The organism is Kitasatospora sp. NPDC056800 (genome assembly GCF_042789775.1).
GTDB lineage: Bacteria > Actinomycetota > Actinomycetes > Streptomycetales > Streptomycetaceae > Kitasatospora.
This window is the reverse complement of sequence record NZ_JBHUAL010000206.1, coordinates 1-17,450: the sequence shown is the minus strand read 5'-3', so window position 1 is coordinate 17,450 and position 17,450 is coordinate 1. Positions and strand designations below refer to the sequence as shown.

The window sequence follows — 17,450 nt, the reverse complement described above, 5'->3', positions numbered from 1 at the left end:
CGCCGCCGGTGCTCGGTGCGCGCCCACCCCGTTTTCGCCGCCCACGTCCTGTGCGCCGCCCCGCAGGCGCGAGTTCGAAGACGGCCCCTACCGCCGCAGCCCCGCCGCCAGCAGCTCCGCGACGGTGGCGAGCTTCACCCGGGGCCGCCCCTCGGCCTCGCCCCGCTCGCGTTCCGCGCGGTCCACCGCCCGCAGCTCCCGCAGCCCGACCGCGTCCGGCCGCCGCCTGCGCACCAGCCGTTCGAAGTCGCCGCGCCCCGCCTCCGGGACGGGCAGCGCGCGGGCGGTCGCGTCGTCCAGCAGCGCGCCCACCGTCTCCCGGGCGCAGGCCCGGTTGGCGCCGATCCCGCCGGAGGGCCCGCGCTTGGCCCAGCCCACCACGTACGTCCCCGGCAGCGGCCGTCCGGTCGCCGGGTCGACGACCCGCCCCGCCCGGTGCGCGACCGTCCCGGTCCGCTCGTCGAACGGCAGCCCGGGCAGCGGGACGCCCCGGTGCCCGATGGAGCGCACCACCAGCCCGGCCCGCAGCACGTCCCGTACCCCGGTGCCCTCGACCCGGCCGTCCGCCGCCTGGGCGGTCCGTTCGACGGTCAGCGCCTCGACCCGCCCCTCCCCGGACAGCTCGACCGGCGCCGACAGGAACCGCAGCACGATCCGCCGCCCCGGCCCGGGCGCCGCGTCACCGTCGTGCGGCACCAGCGGCAGCCCGGCGAGCAGCGCCGCCCCCGACGCCGTGCCCGACCCCGCTTCCGACCCCCGTTCCGCCTCCGCCCCCGCCGCCGCCTCGATCGCCGCCCGGACCTCCGGGTGGTCCGCCACCACCACCTCGACGCCCGGCAGCCGCCGCAGCGCCAGGAACTCCGCCCTGCTCCACGCCGCCTGCCCGGGGCCGCGCCGGGCGAGCAGCACGACCTCCCGGACCCGGCTGCGGCGCAGCGCGGCCAGGGCGTGGTCGGCGATGTCGGTGGCGGCGAGCCGGTCGGGGTCGGTGAGCAGGATGCGGGCGACGTCCACCGCGACGTTGCCGTTGCCGACCACCACCACGCGCTCCGCCGACAGCTCCACCGCGTCGGCGGGCACGGTGGGTTCAGCGTTGTACCAGCCGACGAAGGCGGTGGCGGGCAGGCTGCCCGGCAGGTCCTCGCCGGGTATGCCGAGCCGGCGGTCGGCGGCCGCGCCGACCGCGTACACCACCGCGTGGTGGTGGGCGGCGAGCTCCTGGTGGGTGAGGTCCGTGCCGATCTCCACGTTGAGGTGCATCCGCAGCCGGGGGTCGTGGAAGACGCTCGCGAAGCTCTCCGCGATCCGCTTGGTGGACTGGTGGTCGGGCGCGACGCCGTGGCGCAGCAGGCCGCCGGTGACCGGCAGCCGGTCGATCATGGTGATCTCGGCGCTGGTGCCGCGCAGCAGTTCCTGCGCGGTGTACCCGGCGGACGGGCCGGTGCCGACGACGGCTATCCGCAGCGCGCCGACCTCGGCCGGCAGGCTGCGCGGGAAGCTGGGCGCGCCCCAGGCGTGGTCGTTGGGGTGGTCGCGGAACCAGTCGCGGTTGAGGTCGCCGGACACGGTGTCGGGTCCGCGCAGCCGGTCGACCGGGAACACGGCGTCCACCGGGCAGGCGTCCGCGCAGGCGCCGCAGTCGATGCACGCCCGCGGGTCGATGTAGAGCGTGTCGGTGGTGCCGAACTCCGGTTCGTCCGGGGTCGGGTGGATGCAGTTGACCGGGCAGACGGACACGCACGAGGCGTCGTTGCAGCAGGTCTGGGTGATCGCGTAGGCCATGGCCGGGGTGGGTCCTCGCTGCGCGTGGGGGATGGGGCGGCTCGGTGGTGACGGTCCGTCAGAGCATGTGCACCCGGCGGTAGACGGCCGCCGAGCGGCCGGTGAGCAGACCGGTCTCGGCGAGGAAGGCCATCAGGTGCCGGGAGCTGGTGCGCATCATCGCCTTGCGGTGCTCGCTGGCCCGCACCTCGGCGAGCGCCCGCTGCACGTCGAGCCCGGCGGCCTTGTACACGCCCGGGTGCACCATGCTGGTGACGATGACGTACGCGCCCACGGCGATGCCGGTGGCCGAGGCGCGCCGGCGGGCCGGGCTCGCGTGGCGCATCCGCTCGCGGATCTCCTGCCGGGCGAACTTCATGTGCCGGGACTCCTCGACCACGTGGATCCGGGACGTACCGCGGACGATCTCCAGCACCTTCTCGCCGCGCATCCAGTCGCGCTGCATGACGTCGAGCACCTCTTCGGCCACCAGGATGCCGCCGTAGGCGAGTTCGCCCTTGGCGAGCGCCTTGAAGGCGCGCCCGGCCTGGGCGATCACCTTGTTCGGGCGGTAGGCGGGGACGCCCATCTTGGCGCAGGCGCGGGCGAACATGATCGAGTGACGGCACTCGTCGGCGATCTCGGTGAGCGCGAACTGGAACTCGGCGGTGGCGGGGTTCTTGAGGTACTGGTCGCGCAGCACCATCTGCTGGAGGATCATCTCGAACCAGATGCCGGTGTTCATGATCGAGCAGACCTCGTGCCGGGTGAGCGTGACCCGCTGGCGCTCGGTCATCTCGTCCCACAGCCGGGTGCCGTAGAGGGTGCTCCACTCCGGATTGAGGCCGTAGTGGTCGTCCGGGAGGGGGGCGTCCCAGTCGATCTCGGTCGAGGGGTCGTAGGAGAGGGTGGCGGCCGACTCCAGCAGCCGCTTCGAGACGTCGTCGTCGGCCGTGGTGTGGCCGTGCCCCGTCTGCCAGGTGAGAGCCATGGCTGCCTCCAGGTGCCTGTTCCGCGGGTTCCCGCTCACCCGCTTATTAGACGGACAGTACAATAAGAGCCGGTCGCCGAGAACCCCCTGCGCGACAGCGATCCGGCGCGTGACCGTACGGCTCACGCCCCCCTTCTGCCTCCGGGCACGCCCCCTCCCGTCTCACGGTCACGCCCCCCTTCCGCCTCCGGCCCCGTCCTCCTTCCGCCTCCGGCCCCGCCCCGCCTTCCGTCTCACGGCACGGCGAAGGGCGGGACCCGCCCGCTGCCGGGGTCCCGCCCTTCGCCGCAAGCCCTCCGGCACGCTGCCGCTACCCGCCGATCGCCTGCCGCAGCGCCTCCGCCGCCTCGGCCGTCGCCTCCCGGAAGCGGTGGCCGACGCCGATGTAGCTGGCGTACCCGTGGATGAGGTCCGACTGCCGGCTCAGCCGCACCGCGACCCCGGCCTCCTCCAGCGCCCGCGCGTACGCCTCGCCCTCGTCGCGCAGCGGGTCGAAGCCCGCGGTGCCGATGTACGCGGGCGGCAGGCCGGTCAGGTCCTCGGCGAGCAGCGGCGACAGCCGCGGGTCGGTGCAGTCGGCGGGCGCGGGCGCGTACCGGTCGGCGAACCAGTCCATGTCGGCGCTGGTCAGGAAGAACCCGTCGGCGAACAGTGCGCGCGAGGGGCGCCGGGTCGAGGCGTCGGTCGCCGGGTACAGCAGCAGCTGGAACACCGGCGCGGGGCCGCCCCGCCGGACCGCCTGCTGGGCGGCGACGGCGGCCAGGTTGCCGCCCGCGCTGTCCCCGCCGACCGCGATCCGCTCCGGGTCCGCGCCCAGGTCGGCGGCCTTGGCGTAGGCGTAGTCGAACGCGGCCAGCGCGTCCTCGGCCGCCGCCGGGAACGCGTGCTCGGGCGCCAGCCGGTACTCCACCGACAGCACCCGCACCCGCGCCCGCTGGGCGAGGAAGCGGGCGACGTGGTCGTGGCTGGCCCGGCTGCCGACCACCCAGCCCCCGCCGTGCAGGAGGACCAGCAGGCCGGAACCGGCCGCCAGCCCCTCCGGGGTGTACAGCGTCGCGGCCAGTTCGCCGTGCTCCTGCGGGATGCCGACGCTCCGCGCGGCCACCGTACGGTTGCGCGGCCCGCCCACCAGGTGCCGCGCGTGCTCCATCGCGGCGCGCGACGGCCCGACCCCGCCCGACATCACCAGGGACGCCCCGGACAGCCGTTGGAGCTTGAGTATCAACTGCGCGTCCAGCGCGAGCGTCTGCCCGTCGAGGACCACCGGCTTGCCCGCGACGGCCCGCCGCAGGCCCTCGGGCAGCGCGTACGCGGCGCGGACGACGGCGGCCTGGATCCGAACGGGCGGTGGGATCGTCATCTCTTCTGCCTCCTGACGGCGGCCCTGGAACGGTGTCGGGGCGGTTCTGCCGGGGCCGGGAGCCCATGATGGGCCCCTCCCGGCGGACGCGGAAGCCCCCTGGACGCCGTCTGGTCCCGCCCTCGACCCCGCCCCCGCCCCCGCCCTCGACCCTGCCGCCCGCCCGCTCACCCCGTACTCGAGGCCACCTCCAACCGCCGTGCCCGGGAGGCCAGATGGCGCCGCTCCGGGGCGCTCGCCGTCCGGGCCGCCGCCTCCCGGTAGGCGCGGGCGGCGGCCGCCGGGTCGGTGCCGAGCCGGTCGAGCAGGTGCGCCCGGACGGCGAGCAGCCGGTGGTGCCGGGCCAGGCGCCGGTCCCCGGCCAGCTCCGCCACCAGTGCCAGCCCCGCCTCCGGCCCGTGCACCATCGCGACCGCGACCGCCCGGTTGAGCGCCACCACCGGGTTCGGGTCGAGGCGCAGCAGCAGGTCGTACAGCGCCAGGACCTGCGGCCAGTCGGCCTCCCGCGCCGTCGCCGCCTCCCCGTGCACCGCGGCGATCGCGGCCTGCACCTGGTACGGCCCGGCCTGCCCGCGCGGCAGCACCGAGGCGATCAACTCCAGCCCCTCGTCCAGCAGTTCACGGTCCCACCGGCCGCGGTCCTGCTCGTCCAGCGGCACCACCGCGCCGTGCGACCCGGTACGGGCCGGCCGCCGGGCGTCGGTCAGCAGCATCAGCGCGAGCAGCCCCGCCGTCTCGGCGTCCCCGGGGGTGAGCCGCCGCAGCAGCCGGGTCAGCCGGATCGCCTCCTCGGACAGCCGCGGCGCGGTCAGCTCCTCGCCGCCGCTCGCCGTGTAGCCCTCGTTGAAGACCAGGTACAGCACGTGCCGGACCTCGCCCAGCCGCCCCGCCCCGCCCTCCGGGAGGGACTCTCCCCCGCCGAGGGACAGTCCCCCGCCCACGCTCCTCAGCGTCTGCTTCGCCCGGCTGATCCGCTGCGCCATCGTCGCCTCGGGCACCAGGAACGCGGCCGCTATCTGGGCGGTGGTCAGGCCGCCGACCGCGCGCAGGGTCAGCGCGATCCGGCTCGGCACGGACAGCGCCGGGTGGCAGCAGAGGAACAGCAGCGCAAGGGAGTCGTCCGCCGCCGGGTCGGGCGCGTCGGCCGCGGGGGCGAGCAGCGCCGACTGCGGCGTGGCCAGCGCCAGCGCCTCCTCCCGGCGGCGGCGCGCCGAATCGCTGCGCACCCGGTCCACCAGCCGCCGCTCCGCGACCGTCACCAGCCAGCCCCTCGGGTTGGCCGGCACCCCGCCCTCCGGCCACTGCGTCGCGGCGGCCAGCAGCGCCTCCTGCACCGCGTCCTCGCACGCGTCGAACGCCCCGCCGTGCCGCCGCACCAGCACGCCGAGGACCTGCGGCGCCAGTTCGCGCAGCAGGCCCTCGACGGCACCGGTCGTTCCGCTCACTCGCACACGGGGAGGTCGCCCGCCACGGACTCGCGCAGGACCGGCCACAGCTCCACCGGCTCCACGTCCGCGAACGGCATGTCCGCCGCGATCTGCTGGGCCCGTTCCAGGCTCTCGCAGTCCAGCAGGTAGAAGCTCGCCACGTACTCCTTGGTCTCCAGGTACGGCCCGTCGGTGACCACCGGCACCCCCTCCGCCCGCCGCACCAGCCGCGCCGCCGCCGCGTCCGCCAGCCCGTACGCGCCGACCAGCTCCCCGCTCTCCCGGTACCGCGCGTTGAACGCCTCCTGCCTGGCGATCGCCTCCGGCCACGCCTCGGCCGGGAAGGAGTCCCACTTGGCCTGGTTGCCGTAGATCATCGCGACGTACTTCATTCCGGGTGTCCCCTCCGTCTCACGCGCCCCGTCGGCGCGCCGTCACCTCTCAGTCGGAGCGGCGGAACCCGGCCTCTACATCGGCCGACGACTTTTCCGAGGAATCTTTCTCGCGCCCCTGACCCCCACGAACGATCAAGGTACGGCAGCCGCCGGCCACCCGGCGCTCAGGAGTTGCGCCGGTCCTCCGCGTCGAAGGACGTGAGGGCCAGGGCTCCCGGTTCGAGGGCCTGGCGCAGGGCGGCCAGGACGGTTGGGTCCAACCCTCCCACGGCGTCGGCGAGTTCCTCGGCCACGTCCGCCGCGATCTCCGCGGCCACGGCCTGCGCGGGTGTGCGGGGGCCGAGCTTGCTGACGGCGGCGGCGGCGCGGGTGGGGGTGAGCAGGGCCGAGGCCTGGACGAGGAGCCAGGCGGGGACGCCGGCCGCGCCCTCCGGCGGGGGGAGGTAGGGGCGGGCGCCGTCGTAGCGGTCGTCCTCGGCGAAGGCCCGCTGCTTCACCTTCACGAGCGGACGGGCGGTGGCGGACTCGTGCCATTCGCCGGCCGGTTTGAGGACGTACCCCTCGGCGAGGTTGTCCGGCAGCTCGGGCAGGCCGAACAGGGCGGGCACCCGGCTGGGGTAGCGGACCGGCAGGTCGTGCAGGGTGTTCAGCGGGCCGTGGCCGAGCAGGGGGACGCAGGTGAGTCCGGCGGCCCGCGCGGCCGCGCGCAGGGTCCGGTCGGCGATCCACCAGCGGCCCTCGGGTGTCTCGACGGTGGCGTCGAAGGGCAGCCAGCGCAGGCCGGGGGCGTACCAGACGCCGGTCTGGACCGGGTCGACGCCGGGGACGGCGGGCACCCCGGGGTGCGGGTAGCGGCCGCCGGCCAGTTCGCCGTAGACCGTCACCACGGCGGCGGCGCCCCACGGTTCGCGCACCGCGGCGGCGAACCGGGCGGCCGCGACAGACAGTTCGGGCCAGATCCGGCTCACCCCGAAGAAGCCGTCCAGCCCCTCGTCGTCCAGCAGTTCACGCCGTTTCGCGGCCCGTACGGAGCCGCCTTCGCAGACCACGGCGAAGTGCGCCCCGTGCACCTTCTCGGCCGCGGTCCACTCGCGGCTGCCGGGCCCGCCGGAGCGGCCCCGGGCGGGGATCTTGGGGTAGGGCCGCAGCCCGGGCCCGTCGGACACCGTCTCGAACACCGTCTCGGACACGAACGGAATCCTCGCCGCCGGGGCCGCCGCCTGGCAACCGGGATTTCCCGGCCCGGACGACGACCCGGGTCGGACCGACGACCCGGGTCGGAGCGGCGCGGGTCAGACCCCCCACTCCGCGCGCAGCGCCGCGAAGGCCTCGTGGAACCCCGGGAAGGTCTTCCGCACGCAGCCCGGGTCGTCGAAGGTGATGCCGGGGGTGCGCAGCGAGGTGACGGCGAAGGACATGACGATCCGGTGGTCGGAGTGGGTGGTGACCTCGGCCGGGCGGGGCGTGCCGGGCCGGATCTCGATCCAGTCGTCCCCGGTGGCCACGGTGACGCCCATCGCGCGCAGGTTGTCGGCGCAGGCCTCCAGGCGATCGCACTCCTTGACCCGGGTGTTGTGGACGTCCTCGATCCGCACCGGCCCGGTGGCGAACGGGGCGATGGCCGCGAGGGTGGGCATGGTGTCGGAGATGTCCCGCATGTTGACGGTGATCCCGCCGAGCGGGCCCTCGCCGGCCACCGTGGTGCGGTCGGCGCCGACGTCCACCCGGGCGCCCATCCGCCGCAGCACGTCGACGAAGCGCAGGTCGCCCTGGAGCGCGTCCCGGCCGAGGCCGGGGACGGTGACCTCCCGGCCGGCCAGGGCCGCGGCGGCGAAGAAGTAGCTGGCCGTGGAGGCGTCCGGCTCGATCGGGTAGTCGGCGGCCCGGTAGCCGCCGGGGGGCACCTCGAACAGCTCGCCCGCGGGCGTCCGTTCCCGCTTCACCTCGACCCCGAAGTCGCGCATCATCGCCAGGGTGATGCCGATGTACGGCGCGGAGACCAGCCGGGTGACGGTGATCCGCAGGCCGTCCCGGGTGAGCGGGCCGAGCAGCAGCAGCGCGGTCAGGTACTGCGAGGACTGCCCGGCGTCCAGGGTGAGTTCACCGCCGCGGACGCCGTCGGCGAGGACCGTCAGCGGGTGGTGCCCCTCGGCCTCCTCGTGCCGCAGGTCCACGCCCAGGTCGCGCAGCGCCCGGGTGAGCGGGGCGACCGGGCGGCGGCGCATCTGGGCGGAGGCGTCGAAGCGGTACGTGCCGTGGCCGGCGGCGGCGAGGGTGGGCAGGAAGCGCGCGGTGGTGGCGCCGTCGCGGCAGTACACCTCGGCCTCCGGGACGGCGGGACCGGCCGGGCGGCCCTCCACCCGCCACGCCCCGGCCGTCCGCTCGATCCGGTACCCGAGGGTGTCCAGCCCCTGCGCGAAGCCCTCGGTGTCGTCCGAGGACAGCGGCCGGCGCAGGGTGGTCACGCCCTCGGCGGCGGCGGCCAGGAACAGCGCCCGGGCGGTGATGGACTTGGACCCGGGGATCTCCACAGCAGTCACGGCAGGCTCTCCCAACTCGAGTGTCCGACAGGTGTCTCCGGTGACGTCGGGCCCGATCCTGCCCGACCCGGCCACCGCCGTGGCCGACCATCCACGGACTGGACGGTGACGGGGGCGACAACAGTGGGCGAAGGCTTCAGCCGCGTGCCGAGGGGCCGTTTCAGCAGCGCGCCCAGAGCCCGGCCAGGTGCGTGTGCAGGACCTCCTCCGCCTCCGCCGCCGTCCGGTGCCCGACCAGTACGTGCGCGGTGAGCCCGTCGGCGAGGGCGAGCAGCGTACGGGCTTCGTTCCGCGCGTCCACCGCTCTGTCGACCGCCGCCCCGCCCAGCGCCGATCCCCCGGCCGCCGGCCCGCCCGGCGTCGCCCCGCCCAGCGCCGATCCCCCGCCCGCCGCCTCCGCGACCAGCCGCACCACCAGCTCCTCCAGCGCCGCGTAACTGCTCCGCAGGGTGGCCGCCAGCGCCGGGTTGACGGCGGCTCCGGCGACGAAGGCGAGCCAGATCCTGGCCTCGGCCCGGTGTTCCTCGCGCAGCAGCGCCACCTCGCCCGCCACCAGCCCGAGTTCGGTGGCCGCCGACTGCGCCGGGCCGGCCGTGAGCCGGTTCCGCACCCGCGCGGTGACCCGCTCGCCGACGTGCGCGAGCGCGGCCAGCAGCATCTCCTCCTTGGTGCGGAAGCAGCGCTGGACGGCCCCCATCGAGACCTCCGCCCGGGTGGCGACGTCCCGCAGGGTGACGCCCTCCAGCCCGTGCTCGTCCACCAGCAGGCAGACGGCCTCGGCGATCCGCCGGCGCCGGCCCTCGTGGTCCACCTGTTTCGGCATGCCCGTGCTCCTCGTCCGCCGTGCTCTCCGAACTTCGATATTCCGATGCAAGCGTATCGGTTCCGGGCTAGGGTTCGTTCCGTTCCGATGCGACCGCATCGGAACGAGCCCGACGACCCGCCGAGGAGCGCCCCCATGTCCCTGTGGAGCAAGCCCGCCACCGAACTCGCCGCCGCCGTGCGCGGCGGCGAGGTGTCGGCCCTGGAGGTGGTGGACAGCCACCTGGCCCGGATCGACGAGGTCAACCCCCGTCTGAACGCCGTCACCCAGCTCCTCGCCGACCGGGCCCGCGCGGCCGCGCGGGACACCGACCGCCGCCGGGCCGCCGGCGAGCGCCTCGGGCCGCTCGCGGGCGTGCCGTTCACCGTGAAGGAGTGCACCCCGATCGCCGGCGTGGCCACCACCTTCGGCACCCCGCGCTTCCGCGACCACGTCGCCACCGACGACGCCGTCCCGGTGGCCCGGCTGCGCGCGGCCGGGGCGATCCCGATCGGCCACAGCAACCTGCCGACCCTGATCCTCGCCGGGATGCACACCCGCAGCGAGCTGTACGGCGACACCTACAACCCCTGGGACCGGCGCCGCACCCCGGGCGGCACCAGCGGCGGGGACGGCGTGGCCGTCGCCGCCGGGATGGCCCCGCTCGGCCTCGGCAACGACTCCGGCGGCTCGGTCCGCATCCCCGCCTCCTTCTGCGGGGTCGCCGCCCTCGATCCGACCACCGGCCGATTCCCCGCCGACCAGCGCCTGATCGGCCCGGACGACCCCGGCCCGGCCTCCCAGGTCCTGGTCACCGACGGCCCGTTGGCCCGTACGGTCGCCGACCTGCGGCTCGCCTACGAGACGCTGGCGGGCACCGACCCGCGCGACCCGCGCGCCGTGCCCGTCCCGCTGTACGGCGAGCCGCTCGCCGCCCCCGTCCGGGTCGCCGTCGTCGCCGACCCGGGCGGCCACGGCGTCCACCCCACCGTCCGCCGCGCCGTCGAGACCGCCGCCGACGCCCTGCGCGACGCCGGGTACGACGTCCAGGAGGTCCCCGACGTCCCGCGGCTGGACGAGGCGCTCGACACCTACCACCGCCTGACCGGCACCGAGTTCGCGCCGAACTGGCCCGCCGTCCGGCAGCTGCTGGGCGAGGGCGGCGACCGCTTCATCGAGCTGACGATGCGCAGCTCCCCGCCCGTGGACGGCCCCGGCCTGATCCGGCTGCTGGGCACCTGGATGAACATCCGCCGCTCCTGGGCGGAGTTCCTGCACGCGTACCCGCTGCTGCTGGGCCCAGTGTTCACCGAGCCGCCGGTCGAACCGGGCCTGGAGTCGCGGGACCAGGCGGGCCGGGACCGGGTCGCCTCGGCCATGCGGCTCTGCTCGGTGACCAGCTTCGTCGGCGTCCCGTCCGTCGCCGTCCCGACCGGTCTCGCCGCGGACGGCCTCCCCACCGGTGTGCAGCTCGTCGGCCGGGCCTTCCGGGAGGACCTCTGCCTGGCCGCCGCCCAGGCCGTCGAGGACCGCCTCGGCACCCTCGCCCCGATCGACCCGAGGCCGTAAGCCGCAGGCCGTAAGCCACAGGCCGCACGCCCGCACACCGCACGCCGCAGGCCGCAGGCCGCACCGACCGCCGGGGCTGCTCCCGCCGTGGCCACATCACCGTGGCCGCACCGCCGCTCAGGCGCCGGGCAGCCCCGGCACCACCAGCCCGCTCTCGTAGGCGATCACCACCGCGTGGGTCCGGTTCTGTGCGCCGAGCTTGCCCAGCACGTTCCCGACGTGCGTCTTCACCGTCTCCTGGCTCACCGCGAGGGCCTGCGCGATCTCCGGGTTGGAGAGCCCGGTCGCCATCAGCCGCAGCACCCCCTCCTCCCGGCCGGTCAGCGCCGCCCTGGGCAGCGCCTCGGCCGACTCCAGCGGCCGGGCCGCGACCATCCGGCGCAGCGCGGCGGGGAACAGCACCGCCTCCCCGGCGGCCACCACCCGTACCGCCTCGGCGATCTGCGGGACGGGCCGCCGCTTCAGCACGAAGCCGCTGGCGCCGGCGCTCAGCGCGGCGGTGACGTAGCCGTCGTTCTCGAAGGTGGTGATCACCACGACCTTGGGCGGGTCGGCGTCCTTCAGCAGTTCGCGGGTCGCCTCGATCCCGTTGCGACGCGGCATCCGCACGTCCATCAGCACCACGTCCGGGCGCAACATCCGGACCTGCTGGACCACTTCGACGCCGTCGGCGGCCCGCCCGACCACCGTGATGCCCTGTTGGGCGCCCAGCAGGGTGCTCAGGCCGCTGCGGGTGACGGGGTCGTCGTCGGCGATCAGGAGGGTGACGTCGGGCGCCGCCCCCGCGGCGGGGTCGGCCGCCCTGTCCTCACCGCTCCCGCTCACGCCGACCACCGCATCGGCAGCCGGACCGCCAGCCGCCACTGCCCCTCGCCGTACGGACCGGCCTCGAACTCGCCGTGCAGCAGCCGCACCCGCTCGGCCAGCCCGGGCAGGCCGTGCCCGGAGGTCGGGAAGCCGCCCGCCCCGGCCCCGTCCGCCACTCCGTTGACCACGCTCAGCTCCAGCTCGTCCGCCCCCGCCGCCACCCGCAGCTCGATCGTCCCGCCCGAGCCGTGCCGCAGCGCGTTGGTCAGCCCCTCCTGGACGATCCGGTACGCGGCCCGGGAGAGCGTGCCCTGCACCTGCGCCAGGTCCCCGGTGGTGCGCGGCGCCACGACGGCGCCCGCGTGCCGGAGCCGGTCGATCAGTTCGGGCAGGTCGGTGAGGGTGCGGGTCGGCGCGGTGCCGGACTGCTCCTCGCGCAGCGCGCCGAGCACGTAGTCGAGGTCCTCCAGCGCGGCCCGGGTCGACTCCTCGATGCTGCGCATGGCGGCCCGCGCGGCGACCGGGTCGTCGGCCAGCACCTCGCCCGCGACGGCGGCCTGGATGGTGGCGGCGGTCAGGGTGTGCCCGATGGAGTCGTGCAGTTCGTGGGCCAGCCGGTTGCGTTCGGCCAGCAGCCGCTCCCGCTCGGCGGCCATCGCGAGCCGCTCGGCCGGCGAGGGCCCGAGCAGCCGGGGCGCCAGCCACCGCAGCGCGCCCGACACGGCCACGAACAGCGCCGCCGCGAGCACCAGGGCGAGCACTCCCACGATCCAGGCCCAGACGCCCGTCACGTCCGTGGCCCAGCCGAGGAGGCTGACCCTCGCCGTGCCCTCCGCCCAGCGCCCGGGCAGCGCCACGGCCGTCACCAGCAGCGTGCTGCCGCCGATCAGCACGGTCCAGCCCAGCGCCACGTGCGCCACCACGAACGCCGGCGTCCGCCACCACTCCGCCGCGGCGGCCCCCTTCACCGGGGCGGGCACCGCGACGCCCAGCGTCCTGCGCGCCCCCGCCGCCAGCACCCGGCGCACCAGCCGGGGCAGCCCGCACAGCCCGAGCAGCACCGCCCACAGGGGCAGCGCCACCCAGACCGAGTCCGGGCGGCCGGACAGCCCCAGCGTCACCCCGAGCGCCACCATCGCCACCGGCAGCGCGGCCACTGCCCCGACCACCGCGAACAGCACACCTGTATACGTCGACCCGCGCAGCAGCGGCTTCAGTCCCTTGATCATGTCCGCCAGTATCACCGGCCTTCGCACCCTCGCCCTCCCCCGATCGAGGGAGGATCTCCGCAGGTCCGCGCCGTGCCCCGCGCCGTCCGCCACCCGCTGGCTCCGCCGAGCGCGACGCGGCTCCCCGCGGCGGGGCCCCGGGCGCGGTCCCACGCCGCCCGTCCGAGGGCCGCCGACCTTCACCGACGAGGGCCCCGTCGAACTCGGCCGGAACGCGACCACTCGTTCGCGTGATTCGGGGTCGAAGCCACCGCCGGGGCCGCCGGAGATCAGACCATCGCAAGGATGACGATCAATCAAAAGCTCTTCCGGCAAGGCCTGTTGGCGACCGCGTCCACTGCCACGGCACTGGCCGTCACGACCGGCACCACGACGACCGCCCCGGCCGCACCCGCCCAGCGGGACGGCGGCCCGCAGGCCTACCGGGTGTCCGTCCGGGCCGGTGGGGCCTGGGAACTGCCCCCCGGCCTGACCTCCTTCACGGTGTACGTCCGGGGTTCCGGCGGCGGCACCGGCGGCGGCTCCGGTGGCGGCGGCTCCGGAAGCGGCTGGAGCGGCGGCCGGGACGCCGCCGAGGGCACCACCGAGGGCACCACCGGCAGCGGCGGCCCAGCGACCGCACCCGGCTGACGCAGCCGGGCGGAGGCGCAACGACGCCCGCCCCGGCACCCCCACCGCCCCGCACGGCCGAACCACGGGAAATCGGCCGCCGCCCCGGATCCGCACCCCTCCCGACCAGCCCGATGCGGATCCGGGGGTGCGGATTCCGGCCGTTTCGGTGATCGGCCTGCCAACGAACGGACGGTGGCCGAGACTTGGCCACCGGACCGGGCACCCGACCAGCCTGATTCCGACGGAACGTCAATTCGCTTGATCCACAAGGTCATTGAAGAGACAGGAGTTTCCGGATGGCTGGTTCATCCACCCCGCGCACGGCCGCCCTCGCCGCCGCCGCGACGGCCGTCGCCCTGCTCCTCGGCCCGGTACCCGCCGCAACGGCCGACCCGGGCGCACCGCTCCCGACCTCCCACCTGCTCCCGACCCCACACCTCCTACCGCTGCCCGCCAACGCCGCCCCGCTCAGCACCGCGTACAGCCTGAACAACGCGGGCGACGTCCTCGGCGAGTGCTACCTGGACATCCCCGGCCGGTTCGCCCCGCGCGCCCTCCGCTGGAACACCGGCAACCTCGGCCTCACCACCCTGGAACCACTGCCCGGCGAGACCGGTACCCGCCCGGGCGCCATGAACGAGGCCGGCACCGCGGTCGGGGTCTCCTTCGCGTCGCTGACCGACAACCACCCGGTCCGCTGGGCCCTCGACGGCACCCCGACCGCCCTGGAACTGCCGGCCGGAGCCCGGGGCGGCGGCGCGTCCGGGATCAACAACGCCGGTGTCGCGATCGGCAGTTCGTACGACGCGGTGTTCCGCCCCGGGCCCGTGAAGTGGCGGGCCGACGGCACCCGGGTCGCCCTGCCCCTGCTGGACGGCGACGACACCGGCTCGACCACGGCCGTCAACGACGCGGGCTTCGTCATCGGCTGGTCCGAACGGCGCCTCAGCGGCGAACCCCGGACGCGTACGGTGGTCTGGAGCCCGTCGGGCACCGTGACCGAACTGCCGCCCCCACCGGGGATCGACGTGGTCGGGGCCCGCCGGATCACCAACTCCGGCGTGATCCTCGGCAGCGGACGGCGCGAGGGGGGCACCGAGCTCGACCGGCTGGTGGTCTGGGCGGCGGACGGCACCGTCCGGGACATCGGCGAGGGCCGGCCGAACTCGATCACCGACACCGGCACCGTCGTCGGGGCGGCCTTCGGCGCCGCCCGCCCCCTGCAGGCCGCGTACTGGCGGCCGGACGGCACCCGGACCCTGCTCGACGGCCCGGCGGGCCGGCAGACCACGGCGAACGCGATCAACAGCGCGGGCACCGCCGTCGGCACCGCGACGAGTTCGGACTGGTACCACGGCACGGCACTGCTGTGGAAGCGCGACGGGACGGCCGTCACGCTCCCGCCGTCCTCGCTCAGCCCGTACGCCTCGGCCTCCGTCATCAACGAGTCCGGGGTGATCGTCGGGCACGCCACCCTGCCGGACGCGCAGTCGCTGCCGCGCGCGATGGTCTGGAAGCCCTGATGGCCACGACCCGAAGTCGCCCCGACGAGACAGGAGTTCTCCGCATGACCGGTTCACGCACCCCTCGTACGGCCGCCCTCGCCGCCGCCGCGACGGCCGCCGCCCTGCTCCTCGGCCCGATACCCGCGGCGGCTGCCGCTCCCGCCCACTACCTGGCCTCCCCGCAGTTCCTGCCGACCCCGCCGGACACCGCCTACAGCACGGTGTGGGGCCTGAGCCGCGACGGCGCCGTCGTCGGCGAGTACTTCGCGAAGACCCCCGGCCAGTCCGGTCCGCGCGCCATCCGCTGGAGCCCCGACCACCTCGGCTACACCGTCCTGGCGCCGCTGCCCGGCGACCTGTCCAGCCGCCCGAGCGGGTACAACGACACGGGCACCGTGGTCGGTCTCTCCTTCGTGTCGCTGAGCGACAACCACCCGGTCCGCTGGGCCCCGGACGGCACCCCGACCGCGCTGGAGCTGCCGGCCGGGGTCCGCGGTGGCGGCGCGTTCGCGGTCAACGACGCCGGCGTGGTGGTCGGCGGCTCGTACGACGAGGTGTACCAGCCCAAGCCCCTGAAGTGGCGGGCCGACGGCACCAGGGTCGACCTGCCGCTGCTGCCCGGCGACACCATGGGCTCGACCACCTCCGTCACCAACGCGGGCATCGTCGCCGGCATCTCCAAGCGGCGCCTCGGCAACGGCGACTACCAGGAGACCCCGGTGCTCTGGAGCCCGACGGACACGGTGACCGCGCTCCCGCTCCCGCCGGGCGTCGACGGCGCCCGGGTGGACAGGATGACCGACGACGGCGTGGTGCTCGGCCACGGGCGGCGGGCCGGCGGCACGGAGTTCGACCGGGTGCTGGTCTGGACGGCCGACGGCACTGTCCGCGACGCCGGCTACGGCCGGACACGGGCCGTCAACAGCGCGGGCACCGTCGTCGGGGCCACGTTCGACGCGGCGCACTCCACGTTCGCCGCCCGCTGGAACCCGGACGGCAGCCAGACCCTGCTCGGCGGCCCGGCGGGTCGGCAGAGCGAGGCCATGGCGGTCAACAGCGCGGGTACCGCCGTCGGCAGCGCCCAGGGCCCGGACTGGACCCGCAGCACCGCCCTGCTGTGGCAGCCCGACGGGACGACCGTCACGCTCCCGCCGTCCCCGCTCAGCCCGTACACCGAGGCCAGGTACATCAACGACGCCGGACTGGTCGCCGGTCACGCCGTCGAGCTGAACGCGGCCGGCCAGCCGGTCGCGTCCCACCCCGTGGTCTGGAAGCCCTGACGCGGAACGGCCGGCCCCCTCTCGGACCGGCCGTTCTCAGCCCTGCTCCGGCGCGGGCCCGAGGGCGTCGCGCAGCATGGTGCGGGAGGTGATGCCGAGCCGCTCGTAGATCTGGTACCGGTGCGCGCCGACGGTCCGGTGCGAGAGGAGCAGCCGTTCGGCGATCTGCTTGTTGGTGAGTCCGGAGGCGGCGAGGCGGGCGGTCTCCAGCTTCTGGGCGCTCAGGCCGTGGGTGTTCGAGGCGTCCGCCCGCGGCCTGCTCGCACCCGTCGCCCGCAGTTCGTTCCGCACCCGCTCGGCCCACGGCCGGGCGTCCGGCTCCTCGAACACCTCCAGGGCGGCGGCGAGTTGGGCCCTGGCCCGGACTCTCGCCCGGGCCCGGCGGAGCCGTTCGCCGTGGGCGAGCCGGACCCGGGCGTGGTCGAAGCGCCACCGGTCGGCCCCGGGGGTGTCCAGCGCGAGGGCGAAGCGGCGCAGGGCGTCCCGGTCGTCCTCGGCGCAGAGGGCGGCCGACGCCTCCAGCAGCATGGCGTGCCGGGAGGACACCGCGCCGAGGCGGTCGAGGTAGAGGGCCCCGGTGCCGACCCGGGTGACCAGGACGGGGTCGGGCTCGTCCGCCAACGAGGCCAACCGCAATCCACGGCCCCGTGAGCCCGGCGGCCGGTCGGCCCTCGGGGCGGACGGCCGCCGCCGCGTCTCCTGACGCACCGCCTGCTCCGCCCGGACGACCTCGGCGATCGACCGCCCGAGCGGCCGTTTCCGCAGGTCGGCGCGGCACGTCTGACGCACCGTGGGCACCGTTCGGATGGCGACCCCGCTTGCGCGGGGCGGCGGCACGTGTCCCGCTGGTTCCGGCGGGCCGATCGGCACCACAGGCATCGCCTCGGCCCAGGAGGGCCTGGACGCGAACTTCGGCAAAGGTCAGTTCGTCGTCAACCAGAACGGCGCCGGCGTCGCTGACGCGAACTCCACCGTCTCCGCCGACGGCCTCCAGCACAGCGACCTCTGGATCTGGTCCGACGACACCGGCGTCTCCGGCGCGTTCACCGGCTCGGGCGCCACCTGGAACCAAGGCTGACGAACCCCGCACCACCGGACGTACGGACCCCCGGAGCGGGGACACCGCTGATCCGGATCCCGGATCGAGGGAACGGCCGGTCGACCACGAAGGT

The 17,450-nt window shown here is 75.7% G+C and carries 16 protein-coding genes; 5 read left to right on the top strand and 11 right to left on the bottom strand.

What is annotated here, in order from left to right; genetic code table 11:
• Positions 1 to 87: 87 nt before the first annotated feature.
• The 8 genes from ACFRQN_RS33155 to ACFRQN_RS33120 form a co-directional block, all read right to left on the bottom strand.
• Positions 88 to 1,782, bottom strand: coding sequence for a 4Fe-4S binding protein (locus tag ACFRQN_RS33155; protein WP_380744061.1), 1,695 nt, complete (start codon positions 1,780 to 1,782; stop codon positions 88 to 90).
• A gap of 58 nt (positions 1,783 to 1,840) precedes the next feature.
• Positions 1,841 to 2,752: a diiron oxygenase gene (locus ACFRQN_RS33150; protein WP_375873214.1), complete on the bottom strand. Its 912-nt coding sequence runs from the start codon at positions 2,750 to 2,752 to the stop codon at positions 1,841 to 1,843.
• A gap of 310 nt (positions 2,753 to 3,062) precedes the next feature.
• Positions 3,063 to 4,112: an alpha/beta hydrolase gene (locus ACFRQN_RS33145; protein WP_380744059.1), complete on the bottom strand. Its 1,050-nt coding sequence runs from the start codon at positions 4,110 to 4,112 to the stop codon at positions 3,063 to 3,065.
• 167 nt (positions 4,113 to 4,279) lie between these two features.
• Positions 4,280 to 5,557, bottom strand: coding sequence for an RNA polymerase sigma factor (locus ACFRQN_RS33140; RefSeq protein ID WP_380744057.1), 1,278 nt, complete (start codon positions 5,555 to 5,557; stop codon positions 4,280 to 4,282).
• Positions 5,554 to 5,931: a YciI family protein gene (locus ACFRQN_RS33135; protein ID WP_380744055.1), complete on the bottom strand. Its 378-nt coding sequence runs from the start codon at positions 5,929 to 5,931 to the stop codon at positions 5,554 to 5,556. Before ACFRQN_RS33135 ends, ACFRQN_RS33140 begins: the two co-directional genes overlap by 4 nt.
• A gap of 167 nt (positions 5,932 to 6,098) precedes the next feature.
• The gene (locus ACFRQN_RS33130; RefSeq protein WP_380744053.1) at positions 6,099 to 7,124 is read right to left on the bottom strand and encodes an RNA ligase family protein; all 1,026 of its coding nucleotides are present in this window, start codon (positions 7,122 to 7,124) and stop codon (positions 6,099 to 6,101) included.
• A gap of 102 nt (positions 7,125 to 7,226) precedes the next feature.
• Positions 7,227 to 8,474 carry a 3-phosphoshikimate 1-carboxyvinyltransferase gene (gene aroA, locus ACFRQN_RS33125; RefSeq protein ID WP_380744051.1) on the bottom strand — a complete coding sequence of 416 codons (1,248 nt, stop codon included), beginning with the start codon at positions 8,472 to 8,474 and terminating at the stop codon, positions 7,227 to 7,229.
• Between the two features lie 160 nt (positions 8,475 to 8,634).
• Positions 8,635 to 9,297, bottom strand: coding sequence for a TetR/AcrR family transcriptional regulator (locus tag ACFRQN_RS33120; protein ID WP_380744049.1), 663 nt, complete (start codon positions 9,295 to 9,297; stop codon positions 8,635 to 8,637).
• 135 nt (positions 9,298 to 9,432) lie between these two features.
• Here ACFRQN_RS33120 and ACFRQN_RS33115 point away from each other — a divergent pair, with 135 nt between their 5' ends.
• Complete coding sequence (locus tag ACFRQN_RS33115) at positions 9,433 to 10,845, top strand: amidase (RefSeq protein WP_380744047.1); 1,413 nt, start codon at positions 9,433 to 9,435, stop codon at positions 10,843 to 10,845.
• A 117-nt stretch (positions 10,846 to 10,962) separates the two neighbouring features.
• Here the strand turns inward: ACFRQN_RS33115 and ACFRQN_RS33110 are convergent, their stop codons facing one another.
• Positions 10,963 to 11,670, bottom strand: coding sequence for a response regulator (locus tag ACFRQN_RS33110; RefSeq protein ID WP_380744044.1), 708 nt, complete (start codon positions 11,668 to 11,670; stop codon positions 10,963 to 10,965).
• Entirely contained in the window at positions 11,667 to 12,881 is a 1,215-nt protein-coding gene (locus tag ACFRQN_RS33105) for a histidine kinase (RefSeq protein WP_117492013.1), read from the bottom strand. Before ACFRQN_RS33105 ends, ACFRQN_RS33110 begins: the two co-directional genes overlap by 4 nt.
• A 285-nt stretch (positions 12,882 to 13,166) precedes the next feature.
• On the opposite strand from ACFRQN_RS33105, the gene ACFRQN_RS33100 reads away from it, so the two are divergent.
• The 3 genes from ACFRQN_RS33100 to ACFRQN_RS33090 all read left to right on the top strand — a co-directional run bounded on the left by ACFRQN_RS33100 (position 13,167) and on the right by ACFRQN_RS33090 (position 16,278).
• Positions 13,167 to 13,511, top strand: a complete 345-nt coding sequence (locus ACFRQN_RS33100; RefSeq protein ID WP_380744042.1) for a hypothetical protein — start codon at positions 13,167 to 13,169, stop codon at positions 13,509 to 13,511.
• 278 nt (positions 13,512 to 13,789) lie between these two features.
• Positions 13,790 to 15,016: a hypothetical protein gene (locus tag ACFRQN_RS33095; protein ID WP_380744040.1), complete on the top strand. Its 1,227-nt coding sequence runs from the start codon at positions 13,790 to 13,792 to the stop codon at positions 15,014 to 15,016.
• Between the two features lie 44 nt (positions 15,017 to 15,060).
• On the top strand, positions 15,061 to 16,278 hold the full coding sequence (locus ACFRQN_RS33090; RefSeq protein WP_380744038.1) for a hypothetical protein: 1,218 nt from the start codon (positions 15,061 to 15,063) through the stop codon (positions 16,276 to 16,278).
• A 36-nt stretch (positions 16,279 to 16,314) separates the two neighbouring features.
• Here the strand turns inward: ACFRQN_RS33090 and ACFRQN_RS33085 are convergent, their stop codons facing one another.
• The gene (locus tag ACFRQN_RS33085; RefSeq protein ID WP_380744036.1) at positions 16,315 to 16,908 is read right to left on the bottom strand and encodes a LuxR C-terminal-related transcriptional regulator; all 594 of its coding nucleotides are present in this window, start codon (positions 16,906 to 16,908) and stop codon (positions 16,315 to 16,317) included.
• 175 nt (positions 16,909 to 17,083) lie between these two features.
• Between ACFRQN_RS33085 and ACFRQN_RS33080 the strand changes: the two genes are divergently transcribed.
• A complete protein-coding gene (locus tag ACFRQN_RS33080; protein ID WP_380744034.1) occupies positions 17,084 to 17,356 on the top strand; it encodes a hypothetical protein in 273 nt (90 codons plus the stop codon).
• Positions 17,357 to 17,450: the final 94 nt, after the last annotated feature.